Genomic DNA, 15,903 nt, shown 5'->3' with positions numbered 1-15,903 from the left:
CGCCCTATTCGAGCGGCAGCGCCCCGGTGCACTTGATCTCGTTCAGGCACACGCTGGAGCGCACGGCCGACACGCCGGGCATGTGCATCAGCGTGTGCATGAGGAACTGCGACAGCGCCTCCAGGTCGCGCGCGACCACCTTGAGCACGTAGTCGAAGTCGCCGGTCACCGAGTAGCACTCCAGGATCTGGCGCATGTCGGCGATCAGGTCCTGGAACTTGGGCAGCTCGTCGACATGGCCGCGCGCCATCGTGACGTGGATGAAGGCGATCACGCCCAGCCCGATGTGGCGCGCATTGAGCCGCGCGGCGTAGCCGCTGATCAGCCCCAGTTCCTCGAGCCGCCGGTGGCGCCGCAGGCACTGCGCAGGCGACAGCTGGGCCACCTCGGCCAAGTCCAGGTTGGACGCGCGGCCGTGCGCCTGGAGGTGGTCCAGAATCCGCCGATCGGTCCGGTCGAGTTCGATGATCTGCAATTTCGTCTCCCCATACGCATCAATGATGCAATTATGTTTCTTAAAGCGGGGAAAGCCCGAGGCATTCATGCACCTTAATTGTGCAAAGTACGATCTAGACTTCGACGCGCCCGGACGGCGTTGCGCCACGCCGGGCCGCTGAATTGCGCGCCCTGGTGCTTTGCCGGTGCCTTGCCGGCGGCTTCGAACGCACCCACACCCCTTTCCCCACCCGGAGACCCTTACGTGAAAAACGCTTTGCTTCGCACCCCCTTCAGCGCCGTGGCCCTGGCCCTCGGCGTGCTCGCCGCCGCACCGGCCCTGGCCGCCGACAAGTCGGTCGCCGTGACCGCCATCGTCGAGCACCCGGCACTGGACGCCGTGCGCGACGGCGTGAAGGAAGAGCTGAAGGCCGCCGGCTACGAAGCAGGCAAGAACCTCAAGTTCACCTACCAGAGCGCGCAGGGCAACGTGGGCACCGCCGCCCAGATCGCCCGCAAGTACGTGGGCGACGCGCCCGACGTGATCGTCGCCATCGCCACGCCGTCGGCGCAGGCGACCGTGGCCGCCACCAAGACGATTCCCGTCGTGTACTCGGCCATCACCGACCCGGTGGCCGCCAAGCTGGTGAAGAACTGGGAGCCCTCGGGCACCAACGTGACCGGCGTGTCCGACCTGTCGCCGCTCGAGAAGCACATCGACCTGATCAAGAAGGTCGTGCCGAACGCCAAGCGCGTCGGCGTGATCTACAGCCCGGGCGAAGCCAACTCGGTGGCCATCGTCGAGTCGCTCAAGAAGGCCGCCTCGGCCGCCGGCATGACGGTGGTCGAAGCCGCCGCCGCGCGCACGGTCGACGTGCCCACCGCTGCCCAGAGCCTGGTCGGCAAGGCCGACGTGATCTACACGCCCACCGACAACAACGTGGTCTCGGCCTTCGAGGGCATCGTGAAGGTGGCCCAGCAGGCCAAGCTGCCCGTGGTGGCCGCCGACACCGCCACCGTCGAGCGCGGCGCCGTGGCCGCGCTGGGCCTGAACTACACCGACATCGGCCGCCAGACCGGCAAGATCGTGGTGCGCATCCTCAAGGGCGAGAAGCCCGGCACCATCGCCTCGCAGACCAGCACCAACTTCGAGCTGGTGGTGAACCCCGGCGCGGCCAAGCTGCAGGGCGTGACCCTGTCGGACGCGCTGCTGAAGTCGGCGAAGGTCGTCAGCACCAAGTAAACGCCGCCCCGGCGGGCCTTCCGCTCCCGGCGCAGGCCGGGCGCCGGGGCCCGCCGACTGCGCTCCCGCCGGAAGCCCCCATGTCCCTCATTGCTTCGCTGGGCGCCATCGAGATCGGTCTGATTTTCGGACTGGTCGCGTTGGGCGTCTTCATGTCGTTTCGCATCATCAACTTTCCCGACCTCACGGTGGACGGCAGCTTTCCGCTGGGCGCCGCCGTGGCCGCGACGCTGATCGTCGCGGGCTGGAACCCCGCCGCCGCCACGGCCGTGGCCTGCGTGGCCGGTGCCGCCTCGGGCTGGCTCACGGCCTGGCTCAACGTCAAGCTGAAGATCATGCAGCTGCTCGCGAGCATCCTGGTGATGATCGCGCTGTACTCCATCAACCTGCGCGTGATGGGCAAGCCCAACGTGGCGCTCATCACCGAACCCACGGTATTCAGCATGGTCAGCTTCGGCGGCATGCCCGAGCAGTGGGCCAAGCCGCTGTTGCTGCTGATCATCGTGATCGCAGCCAAGATCGTCGTCGACCTGTTCTTTGCCTCCGAAGCCGGCCTGGCGATGCGCGCCACCGGCGGCAACGCGCGCATGGCGCGGGCCCAGGGCATCTCGACCGACTTCCAGACCATGGCGGGCCTGGCGCTCTCCAACGCGCTGGTGGCGCTGGCCGGCGCGCTGTTCGCGCAGAGCCAGGGCACGGCCGACATCTCGATGGGCGTGGGCACGATCGTGATCGGCCTGGCCGCCGTGATCATCGGCGAGACCCTGCTGCCCGCGCGCAGCATGGTCATCACCACGCTGGCCTGCGTGCTGGGTGCGCTGCTGTACCGCTTCTTCATCGCGATGGCGCTGAACACCGACTTCATGGGCCTGCAAGCGCAGGACCTGAACCTGGTCACCGCCGTGCTGGTGGCGTTCGCGCTGCTGGTGCCCGCCTACAAGCGCAAGCTGGGCGGACTCTTCAAGGGGAAGAACTGATGCTGCGCGCCCAACAACTCGAAATCACCTTCAATCCGGGCACGCCGATCGAGAACCGCGTGCTGCGCGGCCTGAGCCTGGACATTCCGACCGGCCAGTTCGTCACCGTGATCGGCTCCAACGGTGCGGGCAAGTCGACCTTCCTCAATGCGATCAGCGGTGACCTGATGGTCGACAAGGGTCGCCTGGAGATCGACGGCAAGGACGTGACCCGCCTGAACGCCTGGCAACGCTCGGGCATGGTGGCGCGCGTGTTCCAGGATCCGATGGCCGGCACCTGCGAGGCGCTGACCATCGAGGAAAACATGGCGCTGGCGTGGAAGCGCGGCGAGCGGCGCGGCTTCGGCTTTTCGCTCAACCGCAACCTGCGCGAGCTGTTCCGCGAAAAGCTGTCGATCCTGAAGCTGGGCCTGGAAAACCGCCTGGCCGACCGCATCGGCCTGCTCTCGGGCGGCCAGCGCCAGGCCGTGAGCCTGCTGATGGCCTCGCTGCGGCCCTCGCGCATCCTGCTGCTCGATGAGCACACGGCCGCGCTCGACCCGAAGACCGCCGCCTTCGTGCTGGAGCTCACCGCCAAGATCGTCGAAGGCAGCCAGCTCACCGCGATGATGGTCACGCACAGCATGCGCCAGGCGCTGGACTACGGTTCGCGCACCGTGATGCTGCACGAAGGCCAGGTCATCCTCGACGTGGCCGGCGACCAGCGCGCGGGCCTGGACGTGCCCGACCTGCTGCGCATGTTCGAGCAGACGCGCGGCGAGAAGCTGGACGACGACAAGCTGCTGCTGGCCTGATGGACGCGACGCCTTCCGCTCTCCTCGTGCGCGACATGCGCGCCGACGACCTCGACGCGGTGCTGGCGATCCAGCTCGCCTGCTACGGCGCGGGGTTCGTGGAGGACGGCGTGCTCATCGCGCGGCGGCTGGCGGCCTCGCCGCACACCGGCTGGGTGGCCGAGCACGGCGGCGCCGTGCGGGCCTACCTGGCGGCCTACCCCTCGCAGCGCGGCAAGCTCACGCCGCTGCATGGCGACTTCGAGGTGGCGCCCGACGCCGACGCGCTGTACCTGCACGACCTGGCGGTGCACCCCGAAGCCTCGGGGTTGGGCTTGGGGCCGCGCCTCGTGCGCCATGCCTGGGCCCACGCGCTGCGCGCCGGCTGGCGGCATTCGACGCTGGTGTCGGTGCAGGCTTCGATCGGGTTCTGGGAGCGCCAGGGTTATGTGGCCACGGTGCCGGCCGACGACGCGCAGCAGGCCCGGCTGGCGACCTACCCCGGGGACTCGGTCTACATGGCCCGCCGGCTCGACTGACGCCGGCTCAGCGGCCCCAGCCGCGCATCACGATCCACTGCACGGTGCCGCAGACCACCGCCAGCGCGGCATAGGTGGCCATCGCGCCGTCGCGTCCCGTGAGGATCAGCCCGGCCAGCGAGGTCAGCAGGCCGGCCCCGAAGGTGATCGCCCATTGCTTCCACCAGTACGGAATGCCGGTGCGCGGGCCGCCGAGAAAGCGCCCGACCGCCACCAGCACCAGGGCGATGAAGGCCGCAGGTGCCGCAAAATTAAGCAGGTGGTTGAAGAGGTCCAGCAGGTCCATGAGGGGCTGTGAGTGAGCGCAAGGCCATGTGGCGGCGCATATGGCTGTCATAGGGAAAGCCATTTGCCCCTCGGCAAACCTCGCCCGGCTGCTGATTTTATAATCATGGACATGTCAGTCTGGGCTCTCGGCTTGAACCACACGACCGCGCCGCTCGATCTGCGCGGTCGTTTCGCGTTCGCGCTCGACCAGATCGCCCCGACGCTGCACAGCCTGCGCAGCTCTTTCGCCGGAAACAGCAGCCACCCGCAGGTCGAGGCCGCGATCATCTCGACCTGCAACCGCACCGAGATCTACTGCGCCTCCGAGCACATCGCGCTCGACCACACCTTCGGCTGGCTGGCCCAGAGCGGCGGCGTGGCCCCTGCCCTGCTGCGCTCGCACGCCTACACCCTGCACGACGACGAAGCCGCGCGCCATGCCTTCCGCGTGGCCAGCGGGCTCGACTCCATGGTGCTCGGCGAGGCCCAGATCCTGGGCCAGATGAAGGACGCCGTGCGCGCGGCCGAAACCGCCGGCGCGCTCGGCAGCACGCTCAACCAGCTGTTCCAGCGCTCGTTCGCGGTCGCGAAGGAAGTGCGCACCGCCACCGAGATCGGTGCCCATTCGATCAGCATGGCCGCCGCCGCCGTGCGCCTGGCCGGCCAGCTGTTCGAAGACCTGCGCAAGACCCGCGTGCTGTTCGTCGGCGCGGGCGAAATGATCGACCTCGCGGCCACGCACTTTGCGGCCAAGGAGCCCAAGGCCATCGCCATCGCCAACCGCACGCTGGAGCGCGGCGAAAAGCTGGCCTCGCGCTTCGGCGGCGAAGCCATGCGGCTGGCCGACCTGCCGGCGCGGCTGGCCGAGTTCGACATCGTCATCAGCTGCACCGCGAGCACGCTGCCGATCATCGGCCTGGGCGCCGTGGAGCGCGCGCTCAAGGCACGCAAGCACCGCCCGATGTTCATGGTCGACCTGGCCGTGCCGCGCGACATCGAACCCGAGGTGAAGGCCCTCGAAGACATCTACCTGTACACCGTGGACGACCTCGCCCAGGTCGTGCAGCAGGGCCAGGCCAACCGCCAGGCCGCCGTGGCACAGGCCGAAGTCATCATCGACGCCGGCGTGCAGAGCTTCATGCACTGGCTGGGCCAGCGCGGCACCGTGCCGCTGATCCAGCAGCTCAACGCGCAGGCCGACGAATGGCGCGCCACCGAAATGGCCCGCGCGCGCAAGCTGCTGGCCAAGGGCGAATCGATCGATGCCGTGCTCGAAGCCATGTCGCGCGGCCTCACGCAGAAGATGATGCACGGCGCCATGGCCGAGCTGCACGCAGGCGATGCCGCCTCGCGCGAACAGACGGCGCAGACGCTCTCGCGCCTGTTCCTGCGCAAAGAGCGTTAGCGACGACGCTCGCCGATGGCTCGCCGCCGCGCGGGCCGCGCTTTTCATGCGCCCTGCCGCTGCACTGCGGCGTTCCCCTCCCCATTTTTCGAGCCCCTTCCGTCGTGAAATCCTTTCTGCGCCACCAACTCGAACGCTACGCCCAACGCCTGGGCGAGCTCGACTTCCTGCTCTCGCGCGAAGACATCATGAGCGACATGGCGCAGTACCGCACCATCTCGCGCGAGCACGCCGAGGTCACGCAGATCGCCGGCCGCTATGAGCGCTTCAAGCAGCGCGAAGCCGACATCGCGGGCGCGAAGGAAATGCTCGACGACCCCGACATGGCCGAGATGGCCAGGGAAGAAATCGCCGGTGCCGAGGCCGAGCTGGTGCAGCTCGAAGACGAACTCCAGCGCCTGCTGCTGCCCAAGGACCCCGACGACGCGCGCAACGCCTTCATGGAAATCCGCGCCGGCACGGGCGGCGACGAGTCGGCGCTGTTCGCGGGCGACCTGCTGCGCATGTACACGCGCTACTGCGAGCGCGCCGGCTGGCGCTGCGAGGTGGTGAGCGAAAGCGAGAGCGAGCTCGGCGGCTACAAGGAAGTGGTGATCCGCATCGTCGGCGACGACGTGTTCGGCCACCTGCGCTTCGAGTCGGGCGGCCACCGCGTGCAGCGCGTGCCGGCCACCGAGACGCAGGGCCGCATCCACACGAGCGCCTGCACGGTCGCCGTGCTGGCCGAGCCCGACGAGACCGTGGCGGTGCAGATCAACCCGGCCGACCTGCGCATCGACACCTACCGCGCCAGCGGCGCCGGCGGCCAGCACATCAACAAGACCGACTCGGCCGTGCGCATCACGCACATCCCGACCGGCATCGTGGCCGAGTGCCAGGACGACCGCAGCCAGCACCGCAACAAGGCCAAGGCGCTGCAGGTGCTGTCGGCGCGCATCCAGGAGAAGGAACGCAGCGAGCGCGCCGCCAAGGACGCCGCCATGCGCAAGGGCCTGATCGGCAGCGGCGACCGCTCGGACCGCATCCGCACCTACAACTTCCCGCAGGGCCGGCTCACCGACCACCGCATCAACCTCACGCTCTACAAGCTGCTCGCCATCATGGAAGGCGACCTGGGCGACGTGCTCGAGGCGCTGCGCGCCGCGCGCGAGGCCGAGCAGCTGGCCGAGCTGGAATCGAGCCTGCCCGCGTGATGCCCGAAGCCTCCGCACCGTCCACCGTGGCGCAGGCACTGGCCGCGGCCATGGCCCTGGGCATCGACCGCCTCGACGCCCAGCTGCTGCTGCTGCACGCGCTGGGCCGCCCCGTGAACGACCGCGCCTGGCTGCTCGCGCACGACACCGATCCCTTTCCCGGCGAGGCCTGGCCCGCGTTTGCGCGCCAGCTGTCGCGCCGCACGGCGGGCGAACCGGTCGCCTACCTGCTGGGCGAGAAGGAATTCCATGGCCTGCAGCTGCAGGTCGACGCCCGCGTGCTGGTGCCGCGGCCCGACACCGAGACGCTGGTCGAGTGGGCCCTGGCCTGCCTTGCCGCTCCGGACGGCCGCCCCGCCCCGCGCGTGCTCGACCTCGGCACGGGCAGCGGCGCGATCGCGCTGGCGCTGCAGCATGCGCGCCCCGACGCGCAGGTCGACGCGGTCGACGCCAGCGCCGACGCGCTCGCGGTGGCCCGGGCCAACGCACAGCGCCTGGGCCTGCCGGTGCGCTTCACCGAATCGAGCTGGCTCGACGGCGCCGCCGACGGCTACGCGGTCATCGCCAGCAACCCGCCGTACATCGCCGCCGGCGACCCGCACCTGCCCGCGTTACGCCACGAGCCCACCCGCGCGCTGGTCGCGGGCGCCGACGGCCTGGACGACATCCGCCAGATCGTGCGCGACGCGCCCACCCACCTGGCCGACGGCGGCTGGCTGCTGCTGGAGCACGGCCACGACCAGGCCGAGGCCGTGCGCCAGTTGCTGGCCGAGCGCGGTTTTGCCGAGGTGCAAAGCCGTGACGACCTCGCCGGCATCGCGCGCTGCTCCGGCGGCATCTGGCGCACGGTGAAATAATCCCCCCAGCCCACTTTTCTTCAGGAGTCCCCATGTCCGACGCTCAACAACGCATCGACGACCTCGTCAAATCCAACGAACTCGTGCTCTTCATGAAGGGCAACGCCAGCTTCCCGATGTGCGGCTTCTCGGGCCGCGCCATCCAGATCCTCAAGGCCGTCGGCGTCGACACCAAGGCGCTCAAGACCGTCAACGTGCTCGAAGACGACGGCATCCGCCAGGGCATCAAGGAATACAGCAACTGGCCCACCATCCCCCAGCTCTACGTGAAGGGCGAATTCGTGGGCGGCTCGGACATCATGATGGAGATGTACGAGTCGGGCGAGCTGCAGCAGGTGATTGGCGGCGGCGCGTCCGCCTGAGCCTTCCGCTCCCTGTTTGACGGGCGCCGCGCCCCGCGCGCGCCCGAACCCGGTGCCAGTCATGGCACCATGGCGGTCTACAACGTGCCGCCATGACTCTCACCCAAAGCCTGCTCATCATCGCGCTGCTGATCGCGATGAGCGCCTTCTTCTCCCTCGCCGAAATCTGCCTGGCCGCCTCGCGCCGCCTGCGTCTGCGCCAGATGGCCGACGAGGGCGACCCGCGCGCGGAAAAAGTGCTGCGCGTGCAGGAGCAGCCGGGCCACTACTTCACCGTGGTCCAGATCGGCCTGAACGCCGTGGCGATCCTCGGCGGCGTGGTGGGCGAAGGCTCGCTGAGCCCGTATTTCGCCCGCTTCTTCGAGAACTGGCTGAGCGTGGAGGTCGCGGCCAACATCGCCTTCCTGTGCTCGTTCGTGATCGTGATCGCGGTGTTCCTGGTGTTCGCCGACCTGTTCCCCAAGCGCCTGGGCATGAGCGCGCCCGAACGGCTCGCGGTGCGCATCGTCGGGCCGATGCTGTTGCTGATCACCGCCTTCAAGCCGCTGGTGTGGTTCTTCACGCGCGCGACCGACCTGCTGTTCAAGGTGCTGGGCATGCCGATGGCGCGCGACGACAAGATCACCTCGGCCGACATCCTCGCCATGACCGAGGCGGGTGCGCAGGCCGGCGTGCTGGCGGCGCGCGAGCAGCAGGTGATCGCCAACGTGTTCGAGCTGGAAACACGCCTCGTCAGCAGCGTGATGACCGCGCGCGAGAGCATTGCCTGGTTTTTGCACGACGACCCCGAGTCGGTGCTGCGTGCGCGCATCGTGGCCGAGCCGTTCTCGGCCTACCCGGTGTGCGACGGCGACATCGACCACGTGCTGGGCTACGTGGACGCCAAGGACATGTTCCAGCGCGTGCTCAGCGGCCAGCCACTGGCCTTCGACCAGGGCCTGACGCTGCACAAGGCGCTGGTGATTCCCGACCGCCTTTCACTCACCGAGGTGCTCGAGCAGTTCCAGCAGGCGCGCGAAGACTTCGCGATCATCGTCAACGAGTACAGCCTGGTGGTGGGCGTGATCACGCTCAACGACGTGATGAGCACGGTGATGGGCGACCTGGTGTCGACCTCGACGCCCGAAGAAGAACAGATCGTGAAGCGCGACGAGAACTCGTGGCTCATCGACGGCATTACACCGATCCAGGACGTGCAGCGCGCCCTGCACATCGACGAGCTGCCGCATGCCGAGGAATACGAGACGCTGGCGGGCTTCCTGATGGTGATGCTGCGTCGCGTGCCCAAGCGCACGGACAGCGTGACCTGGGGCGGCTACACCTTCGAGGTGATGGACGTCGACAGCTACCGCATCGACCAAGTGATGGTGACCAGGGGCTCGGCCACCGCGAAGGCCGTGGTCGCCGACTGAGCGACAGTGTTCAGGCGGCCGAGCGGTCGCGCTCGCGGTCCTTGTCGGCGTACGCCCAAAGCCGCTGGTTCGCGAACACGGCGTCCGGGTACGGCGCCCGGCCCCGGCTGCCGTTGTAGCGGCCCAGCGTCATGAACAGGTCGCCCTTCTCGCGGTCGAGGTAGTGGCGCAGGATCACGCAGCCGAAGCGCAGGTTGGTCTGCATGTGGAACAGCTTGGCGGAATCGCTGTCGCCGATCACACGGGTCCAGAACGGCATCACCTGCATGTAGCCGCGCGCGCCCGCACTGGAGACCGCGAACTTGCGGAAGTTGCTCTCGACCTGGATCAGGCCCAGCACCAGGCTCACATCGAGCCCCGAGCGCTTGGCCTCGTACCAGACGGTCTGCAGGAACTCGATGCGGGTGGCCGGGTCGGCGACCTTCTTGCGCAGGCGCTCGCTCATCTCGCCGAGCCACCGCAGATACGCGAGGCGGGCCTCGGTGTCGGCGAACTGCGGCACCGGCGGCGCCTTGTTGTGGATGGCCGAGCTCAGCGCGGTGCGCACCGAGTCGATCAGCGGCTCCTCGATCTGCGCGCCGGCCCAGGCCACCTGGGGCAGCGCCAGCGTCGTCAGGGCGCCTGCCGCAACGCTGCCCAGCAGGCAGCTGCGTCGCGAAAGGCCCCCTGCCACGCTCATGCCGCGAGCTTGCCGGCGATGAAGTCGGCGATGCCGGCCGCGGGCACCTTGGTGGCGGCGGTGTCGCGCCGGCCCTGGTACTCGAGCTGGCCCTCCTTGAGGCCGCGGTCGGAGATGACCACGCGGTGCGGCACGCCGATCAGCTCCCAGTCGGCGAACATCGCGCCCGGGCGCTCGCCGCGGTCGTCGAGCAGCACGTCAACGCCCTTGGCCAGCAACTCTTCATAGAGCGCTTCGGCCGCGACCTTGACCTCGGGGCTGCGGTCCATGCCGATCGGGCAGACCACCACGGTGAACGGTGCCAGCGCGTCGGGCCAGATGATGCCGCGCTCGTCGTGGTTCTGTTCGATGGCGGCGGCCGGCAGGCGCGTGATGCCGATGCCGTAGCAGCCCATCTCGAGGAACTGCGGCTTGCCGCCTTCGTCGAGGTAGGTGGCGTTCATGTCCTTGCTGTACTTGGTGCCGAGCACGAAGACGTGGCCCACCTCGATGCCGCGCTCGATGGCCAGCACGCCCTTGCCGTCGGGCGAGGCGTCGCCGGCGACCACGTTGCGCAGGTCGGCGACCAGGTCGGGCTCGGGCAGGTCGCGGCCCCAGTTGACGCCGGTCATGTGAAAGTCGATCTCATTGGCGCCGGTGATCCAGTCGGCCAGCACGGCGGCCTCGCGGTCGGCCACGAGCTTGACGGGCTTCTTGAGGTTCAGCGGGCCGAGGTAGCCCGGCTTGCATCCGAAGTGCTCGTCGATCTCGGCGGTGGTGGCAAAGCGGAAGCCCTTGTCCAGGCCGGGCAGCTTGCTGACCTTGATCTCGTTCATGTCGTGGTCGCCGCGCAGCAGCAGCAGCCAGACTTGCGCGCCCTTGATGTTGCCAGCGGCGTCGAGGACGTCGGTGGCCAGCACCAACGACTTGACCGTGGTGGCCAGCGGCACGCCGAGCAGCTCGGCCACGTCGGCGCAGGTGCTCTTGCCGGGCGTGGGCGTCTTCTCGAGCGCGTTGGCGGCGGCGGGACGCGGGCCCGCCGGGGCCAGGGCCTCGGCCTTTTCCATGTTGGCGGCGTAATTGCTGTCGGGGCAGTAGACGATGGCGTCTTCGCCGGTGGCGGCGATCACTTGGAACTCTTCGCTCAGGTCGCCGCCGATGGCGCCGCTGTCCGCCGCGACGGCGCGGTAGCGCAGGCCGAAGCGGTCGAAGATGTTGCGGTAGGCCTGCGCCATCACCTGGTAGCTGGCCTTGGCCGCGTCGAGGTCGCGGTCGAAGCTGTAGGCGTCCTTCATGATGAACTCGCGCCCGCGCATCAGGCCGAAGCGCGGACGGCGCTCGTCGCGGAACTTGGTCTGGATCTGGTAGAAATTCTTCGGCAGCTGCTTGTAGCTGCGGATTTCCTGGCGCGCGATGTCGGTCACCACCTCTTCGCTGGTGGGCTGGATCACGAAGTCGCGGTCGTGGCGGTCCTTGATGCGCAAGAGCTCAGGGCCCATCTTGTCGAAGCGGCCGGTCTCCTGCCAGAACTCGGCCGGCTGCACCACGGGCATCGTGAGCTCGACGGCGCCGGCGCGGTTCATTTCCTCGCGCACGATGGCCTCGACCTTGCGGATCACGCGCAGGCCCATGGGCATGTACGTGTAGATGCCCGTGCCGAGCTTCTTGATCATGCCGGCGCGCATCATGAGCCGATGGCTCGCGACCTCGGCGTCAGCGGGCGCTTCCTTCAGGGTGGAGACAAAAAATCGGGAAGCTTTCATCGGGATCGCGCAGGTGGGTTCGAAGTGAGGAGGGAGACAGGCACCCCGGAGAGACCCTGAGAGCCCGGAACCGGTCGCTTGCCGAGGGCAACCCGGCATGCATAATCGACTCAGTTCAAAAATTGGGGTTTGATTATGCTCGACCGGGACGGCTTCAGGCCCAACGTCGGCATCATCCTGCTCAACCAGAGAAACCAGGTTTTCTGGGGCAAGCGCATACGCACGCATTCCTGGCAGTTTCCGCAAGGCGGCATCGACCGTGGCGAAAGTCCCGAGCAAGCCATGTTCCGGGAACTGCACGAGGAAGTCGGGCTCCATCCGGAGCATGTGCGCATCGTGGCCCGTACCCGCGACTGGTTGCGCTACGAGGTGCCGGATCGGTTCATCCGCCGTGACGCACGGGGCCACTACAAAGGCCAGAAGCAGATCTGGTATCTGCTGCAACTTGTCGGCCACGACTGGGATCTCAACCTGCGTGCCACCGACCATCCCGAATTCGACGCTTGGCGCTGGCATGACTACTGGGTCCCGCTCGACGTGGTCGTCGAGTTCAAGCGCGGCGTCTACGAGATGGCGCTTACCGAGCTTGCTCGCTACCTGCCCCGGCAGGATTTCCGCAACCGCTTCCTGCGTAGCAACGTGCGCGCCCGAGAATTCGAGCGCCACACGCTGGACCATGGAGCCCCTGCGGGCCTCGACCTGCCGCCCGGCGGCAGCTTCGATCCGCATCCCGACCTTCCTTCTGCGAGCGATGAACCTCCTCCCAAGAACAGCGCGCCTTCTTCTTTCCCGACGCCACGCTGAGCGTGCGCTCGTCATCGCCTGCGTCAGCCTGCTGGCCGCCTGCGCCTCCCGCGGCTACGACACCGACAACCCCGACTGGGCCCAAGCCGGCATGCCGCCCGCACCCAAGAGCACGGAGCAGGACAAGGAGTGGGAAGAAACCGCGGTGCCGCCACCACCGACCTTCAGCGAAAGCCGTCTGCTGCCGATCGCGATGCCGCCCTACATGACGCTGAAGTTCGGCGTCGACCCGAACACCATCGCCATCACGAAGGACGGCATCGTGCGCTACGTGGTGGTGGCACAGAACCGGGCCGGTGGCGCCGTCAATGCGTTCTATGAAGGCGTGCGCTGCTCGACAGCAGAGATGAAGAGCTATGCCCGCTTCAACAACGGTGCCTGGCAGGAAACGAAGTCGCCCGAATGGAAGCGCGTGAGGGACATGAACTCCAGCTACGTGCCGGCGCTGGCGACCCAGGGCCTGTGCCGCGGCAACGCGCCGCGCAGCTCGGTCACAGAGATGGTGCAGAACATCCGCAATCCGCTGCGCGAACTGCCCTGAAGCGGTGGCGGGGCACGGCGCCCCGCCCTGAAGATCAACCCGGCATCAGCACCATGTTGTCGCGGTGCACCATCTCCGGCTCGGCCGCGTAGCCCAGCAGCCGCTCGAACTCGGCCGAAGGCTTGCGGCACAGCAGCCGGGCCTCCACGCTCGAGTAATTGGCCAATCCACGGGCCAGCTCGACGCCGTCGACGTCGCGCACCGCGATCACATCGCCGCGCGAGAACTCACCCGACACGCCCGTCATGCCGATCGGCAACAGGCTCTTGCCTTCGCCGCGCACCTTCGCAGCCGCACCGGCATCGACGATGACGGCACCACGCAGTTGCAGGTGATCGGCCATCCAGCGCTTGCGTGCCTGGTGCTTGGCGGTCTGCGCCACCAGCAGCGTGCCGATGGATTCGCCGCGCGTGAGCCGCAGCAGCGCGTCGGCTTCGCGACCCCAGGCGATGACCGTCGAAGCGCCGGAACCCGCCGCGCGCTTGGCCGCGAGGATCTTGGTGATCATGCCGCCCCGCCCGATGCTCGAGCCGGCGCCGCCGGCCATGGCTTCGAGCGCCGGGTCGCCTGCGGCGGCTTCGTGCACGAACTTGGCGTCGGGGTCCTTGCGTGGGTCGGCCGTGTACAGGCCCTTCTGGTCGGTCAGGATGATCAGCGCATCGGCCTCGACCAGGTTGGCGACCAGCGCGCCGAGCGTGTCGTTGTCGCCGAACTTGATCTCGTCGTTGACGACGGTGTCGTTCTCGTTGATCACCGGCACCACGCCCAGGCGCAGCAGCGTGACGAGGGTCGAGCGCGCGTTGAGGTAGCGCTCGCGGTCCGCGAGGTCGGCATGCGTCAGCAGCACTTGCGCGCTGCCGATCTGGTTCTCACGCAGCTTGGTCTCGTACATCTGGGCCAGGCCCATCTGCCCGACGGCCGCCGCGGCTTGCAATTCGTGGATCTCGTGCGGCCGGGTCTTCCAGCCCAGGCGCTTCATGCCTTCAGCGATGGCGCCGCTCGACACCATCACCACCTCGCGCCCATCGCGCACCAGCTGCGCCAGTTGCCGGCACCACTCGCCGATGGCGGCTTCGTCGAGGCCGCGCCCCTCGTTGGTCACGAGGCTGGAGCCCACCTTGACGACGATACGGCGGGCATCCCGCAAGGCAGTGGAACCGGAATTCGAGGTCATGAAGGAAGAAGGCGTGTTTCAGGGATGCAGCCTGCGCTGCTTGCTATCCATTTTGCAGCACCGAAGGCGCCGCAACGCCCTCAGTTTTCTTCGGGCGGCAGCGGAACGAAGCGCGGATCGACCACGACGGTTTCGTGCTCGGCCACCTGCTGCGCCTTGACCTGCTGGTACACAGCCTTGATCAGGTGCTCGCAGCCTTCGCGCGTGAGCGCCGAGATCTCGAAGACCGGGCCCTTGAAGCGCAGACGCTTGACGAAGTCCTTGACCAGTGCCGCGCGCTCGTCGCCGGGCACCATGTCGAGCTTGTTCAGCACCAGCCAGCGCGGCTTGTCGTAGAGCGCAGCATCGTACTTCTTCAGTTCGCCCACGATGGCCTTGGCCTGGGCGACCGGGTCAACGGCATCGTCGAACGGTGCCATATCGACCACATGCAGCAGCAGGCGCGTGCGCTGCAGGTGCCGCAGGAACAGGTGACCGAGGCCAGCGCCTTCGGACGCGCCTTCGATCAGCCCGGGCAGGTCGGCGACCACGAAGCTTTGCTCCGGGCCGACGCGCACCACACCCAGATTGGGGTGCAGCGTGGTGAAGGGGTAGTCCGCGATACGGGGACGGGCATTCGAGATGGCGCTGATCAGGGTCGACTTGCCCGCGTTGGGCATGCCCAGCAGGCCCACATCGGCCAGCACCTTGAGCTCGAGCTTGAGGCTCTTCTTCTCACCGGGCCAGCCGGGCGTCTTCTGGCGCGGCGCACGGTTGATCGCGCTCTTGAAGCGCATGTTGCCGAAACCGCCGTCACCGCCCTTGGCGATGGTGACGACCTCACCTTCCGTCAGCATCTCGTACAGAACCTCGCCGGTTTCGGCGTCGGTGATGATCGTGCCGACCGGCATCCGGAGCACGATGTCATCGCCCGCGGCGCCGAACATGTCGGAGCCCATGCCGTGCTCGCCGCGCTTGGCTTCGTGCCGGCGCGAGTAGCGGAAATCGACCAGGGTGTTGAGGTTCGAGTCGGCCACCGCGAACACGTGGCCGCCACGGCCGCCGTCGCCGCCATTGGGGCCGCCGAACTCTTTGTACTTCTCATGACGGAACGACACGCAGCCGTTGCCGCCATCGCCCGCGGCGATGTCGATGAAGGCTTCGTCGACGAACTTCATGGGATGTCCAGTTTACAAATGAAGAAGCCCCGGCAATGCGGGGCCTCGGAAAGATCGAAGTGACTGCGGGGCTTAGGCCGCGGGCGTCACGTTGACCATGTGCTTGTTCAGCGCACCCTTGTGACCGAACGACACGTGGCCGTCGACCAGGGCGAAGAGCGTGTGGTCCTTGCCCACGCCGACGTTCACGCCGGGGTGGAACTGGGTGCCGCGCTGGCGCACGATGATCGAGCCTGCGCTGATCAGTTCGCCGCCGAAGGCCTTCACGCCGAGCATCTTGGGCTTGGAATCGCGCCCGTTTCGCGTGGAGCCGCCGCCTTTTTTCTGTGCCATGGAATGTGCT

18 protein-coding genes are annotated in these 15,903 nt (G+C 67.9%); 11 read left to right on the top strand and 7 right to left on the bottom strand.

Features of this window, described 5'->3' with window-relative positions; all coding sequences use genetic code 11:
* Window positions 1-4: 4 nt before the first annotated feature.
* A complete protein-coding gene (locus AC07OH_RS13780; protein ID WP_056578260.1) occupies window positions 5-475 on the bottom strand; it encodes an Lrp/AsnC family transcriptional regulator in 471 nt (156 codons plus the stop codon).
* A gap of 225 nt (window positions 476-700) precedes the next feature.
* Between AC07OH_RS13780 and AC07OH_RS13775 the strand changes: the two genes are divergently transcribed.
* From AC07OH_RS13775 to AC07OH_RS13760, 4 genes are all read left to right on the top strand, one after another.
* Complete coding sequence (locus tag AC07OH_RS13775) at window positions 701-1,678, top strand: ABC transporter substrate-binding protein (RefSeq protein ID WP_174250233.1); 978 nt, start codon at window positions 701-703, stop codon at window positions 1,676-1,678.
* 80 nt (window positions 1,679-1,758) lie between these two features.
* Window positions 1,759-2,655, top strand: coding sequence for an ABC transporter permease (locus AC07OH_RS13770; protein WP_062474491.1), 897 nt, complete (start codon window positions 1,759-1,761; stop codon window positions 2,653-2,655).
* Window positions 2,655-3,449 carry an ABC transporter ATP-binding protein gene (locus AC07OH_RS13765; RefSeq protein ID WP_192193320.1) on the top strand — a complete coding sequence of 265 codons (795 nt, stop codon included), beginning with the start codon at window positions 2,655-2,657 and terminating at the stop codon, window positions 3,447-3,449. The genes AC07OH_RS13770 and AC07OH_RS13765 overlap by 1 nt, the downstream gene beginning before the upstream one ends.
* Window positions 3,449-3,967, top strand: coding sequence for a GNAT family N-acetyltransferase (locus AC07OH_RS13760; RefSeq protein ID WP_495301056.1), 519 nt, complete (start codon window positions 3,449-3,451; stop codon window positions 3,965-3,967). Before AC07OH_RS13765 ends, AC07OH_RS13760 begins: the two co-directional genes overlap by 1 nt.
* A gap of 7 nt (window positions 3,968-3,974) precedes the next feature.
* Here the strand turns inward: AC07OH_RS13760 and AC07OH_RS13755 are convergent, their stop codons facing one another.
* Window positions 3,975-4,253: a hypothetical protein gene (locus AC07OH_RS13755; protein WP_495301055.1), complete on the bottom strand. Its 279-nt coding sequence runs from the start codon at window positions 4,251-4,253 to the stop codon at window positions 3,975-3,977.
* A 111-nt stretch (window positions 4,254-4,364) separates the two neighbouring features.
* Between AC07OH_RS13755 and hemA the strand changes: the two genes are divergently transcribed.
* The 5 genes from hemA to paeA all read left to right on the top strand — a co-directional run bounded on the left by hemA (window position 4,365) and on the right by paeA (window position 9,463).
* The gene (hemA, locus tag AC07OH_RS13750; protein ID WP_062474496.1) at window positions 4,365-5,639 is read left to right on the top strand and encodes a glutamyl-tRNA reductase; all 1,275 of its coding nucleotides are present in this window, start codon (window positions 4,365-4,367) and stop codon (window positions 5,637-5,639) included.
* A gap of 104 nt (window positions 5,640-5,743) precedes the next feature.
* Entirely contained in the window at window positions 5,744-6,832 is a 1,089-nt protein-coding gene (gene prfA / locus AC07OH_RS13745; RefSeq protein WP_492728664.1) for a peptide chain release factor 1, read from the top strand.
* On the top strand, window positions 6,832-7,689 hold the full coding sequence (gene prmC / locus AC07OH_RS13740; protein WP_495301054.1) for a peptide chain release factor N(5)-glutamine methyltransferase: 858 nt from the start codon (window positions 6,832-6,834) through the stop codon (window positions 7,687-7,689). The genes prfA and prmC overlap by 1 nt, the downstream gene beginning before the upstream one ends.
* A gap of 32 nt (window positions 7,690-7,721) precedes the next feature.
* Entirely contained in the window at window positions 7,722-8,051 is a 330-nt protein-coding gene (gene grxD, locus AC07OH_RS13735; protein ID WP_056578246.1) for a Grx4 family monothiol glutaredoxin, read from the top strand.
* Window positions 8,052-8,143: 92 nt separating this feature from the next.
* The gene (gene paeA / locus AC07OH_RS13730) at window positions 8,144-9,463 is read left to right on the top strand and encodes a polyamine export protein PaeA (protein ID WP_492677266.1); all 1,320 of its coding nucleotides are present in this window, start codon (window positions 8,144-8,146) and stop codon (window positions 9,461-9,463) included.
* A gap of 10 nt (window positions 9,464-9,473) precedes the next feature.
* Here paeA and AC07OH_RS13725 read toward each other — a convergent pair whose 3' ends face one another.
* Complete coding sequence (locus tag AC07OH_RS13725; protein ID WP_495301053.1) at window positions 9,474-10,142, bottom strand: lytic transglycosylase domain-containing protein; 669 nt, start codon at window positions 10,140-10,142, stop codon at window positions 9,474-9,476.
* The gene (locus AC07OH_RS13720) at window positions 10,139-11,884 is read right to left on the bottom strand and encodes a proline--tRNA ligase (protein ID WP_495301052.1); all 1,746 of its coding nucleotides are present in this window, start codon (window positions 11,882-11,884) and stop codon (window positions 10,139-10,141) included. The genes AC07OH_RS13725 and AC07OH_RS13720 overlap by 4 nt, the downstream gene beginning before the upstream one ends.
* 135 nt (window positions 11,885-12,019) lie before the next feature.
* Here AC07OH_RS13720 and AC07OH_RS13715 point away from each other — a divergent pair, with 135 nt between their 5' ends.
* Together AC07OH_RS13715 and AC07OH_RS13710 are read left to right on the top strand one after the other, a co-directional pair.
* Window positions 12,020-12,688 carry an RNA pyrophosphohydrolase gene (locus AC07OH_RS13715; RefSeq protein ID WP_099792345.1) on the top strand — a complete coding sequence of 223 codons (669 nt, stop codon included), beginning with the start codon at window positions 12,020-12,022 and terminating at the stop codon, window positions 12,686-12,688.
* Window positions 12,636-13,229: a CNP1-like family protein gene (locus AC07OH_RS13710; protein WP_489059789.1), complete on the top strand. Its 594-nt coding sequence runs from the start codon at window positions 12,636-12,638 to the stop codon at window positions 13,227-13,229. The genes AC07OH_RS13715 and AC07OH_RS13710 overlap by 53 nt, the downstream gene beginning before the upstream one ends.
* 34 nt (window positions 13,230-13,263) lie before the next feature.
* On the opposite strand, the gene proB is transcribed toward AC07OH_RS13710, so the two are convergent.
* The 3 genes from proB to rpmA all read right to left on the bottom strand — a co-directional run bounded on the left by proB (window position 13,264) and on the right by rpmA (window position 15,893).
* Window positions 13,264-14,403, bottom strand: coding sequence for a glutamate 5-kinase (gene proB / locus AC07OH_RS13705; RefSeq protein WP_489059791.1), 1,140 nt, complete (start codon window positions 14,401-14,403; stop codon window positions 13,264-13,266).
* A gap of 80 nt (window positions 14,404-14,483) precedes the next feature.
* Window positions 14,484-15,560 carry an Obg family GTPase CgtA gene (gene cgtA, locus AC07OH_RS13700; RefSeq protein ID WP_307696280.1) on the bottom strand — a complete coding sequence of 359 codons (1,077 nt, stop codon included), beginning with the start codon at window positions 15,558-15,560 and terminating at the stop codon, window positions 14,484-14,486.
* A gap of 72 nt (window positions 15,561-15,632) precedes the next feature.
* Window positions 15,633-15,893 (bottom strand): 50S ribosomal protein L27, encoded by a 261-nt coding sequence (gene rpmA / locus AC07OH_RS13695; protein WP_013543198.1) that lies wholly within the window; start codon window positions 15,891-15,893, stop codon window positions 15,633-15,635.
* Window positions 15,894-15,903: the final 10 nt, after the last annotated feature.

The sequence above is a fragment of the Variovorax sp. GW821-FHT10C12 genome (genome assembly GCF_059415405.1).
The sequence above is the reverse complement of the archived record's forward strand: the minus strand, read 5'-3'. Positions and strand labels throughout refer to the sequence as shown.

What these genes read in the sequence shown, in the direction of transcription:
- AC07OH_RS13770 (WP_062474491.1), top strand. Translation starts at nt 1,759, where the DNA reads ATGTCCCTCATTGCTTCGCTGGGCGCCATCGAGATCGGTCTGATTTTC.
- AC07OH_RS13765 (WP_192193320.1), top strand. Translation starts at nt 2,655, where the DNA reads ATGCTGCGCGCCCAACAACTCGAAATCACCTTCAATCCGGGCACGCCG.
- AC07OH_RS13760 (WP_495301056.1), top strand. Translation starts at nt 3,449, where the DNA reads ATGGACGCGACGCCTTCCGCTCTCCTCGTGCGCGACATGCGCGCCGAC.
- AC07OH_RS13755 (WP_495301055.1), bottom strand. Translation starts at nt 4,253, where the DNA reads ATGGACCTGCTGGACCTCTTCAACCACCTGCTTAATTTTGCGGCACCT.
- hemA (WP_062474496.1), top strand. Translation starts at nt 4,365, where the DNA reads ATGTCAGTCTGGGCTCTCGGCTTGAACCACACGACCGCGCCGCTCGAT.
- prmC (WP_495301054.1), top strand. Translation starts at nt 6,832, where the DNA reads ATGCCCGAAGCCTCCGCACCGTCCACCGTGGCGCAGGCACTGGCCGCG.
- grxD (WP_056578246.1), top strand. Translation starts at nt 7,722, where the DNA reads ATGTCCGACGCTCAACAACGCATCGACGACCTCGTCAAATCCAACGAA.
- paeA (WP_492677266.1), top strand. Translation starts at nt 8,144, where the DNA reads ATGACTCTCACCCAAAGCCTGCTCATCATCGCGCTGCTGATCGCGATG.
- AC07OH_RS13725 (WP_495301053.1), bottom strand. Translation starts at nt 10,142, where the DNA reads ATGAGCGTGGCAGGGGGCCTTTCGCGACGCAGCTGCCTGCTGGGCAGC.
- AC07OH_RS13720 (WP_495301052.1), bottom strand. Translation starts at nt 11,884, where the DNA reads ATGAAAGCTTCCCGATTTTTTGTCTCCACCCTGAAGGAAGCGCCCGCT.
- AC07OH_RS13715 (WP_099792345.1), top strand. Translation starts at nt 12,020, where the DNA reads ATGCTCGACCGGGACGGCTTCAGGCCCAACGTCGGCATCATCCTGCTC.
- AC07OH_RS13710 (WP_489059789.1), top strand. Translation starts at nt 12,636, where the DNA reads ATGAACCTCCTCCCAAGAACAGCGCGCCTTCTTCTTTCCCGACGCCAC.
- proB (WP_489059791.1), bottom strand. Translation starts at nt 14,403, where the DNA reads ATGACCTCGAATTCCGGTTCCACTGCCTTGCGGGATGCCCGCCGTATC.
- cgtA (WP_307696280.1), bottom strand. Translation starts at nt 15,560, where the DNA reads ATGAAGTTCGTCGACGAAGCCTTCATCGACATCGCCGCGGGCGATGGC.
- rpmA (WP_013543198.1), bottom strand. Translation starts at nt 15,893, where the DNA reads ATGGCACAGAAAAAAGGCGGCGGCTCCACGCGAAACGGGCGCGATTCC.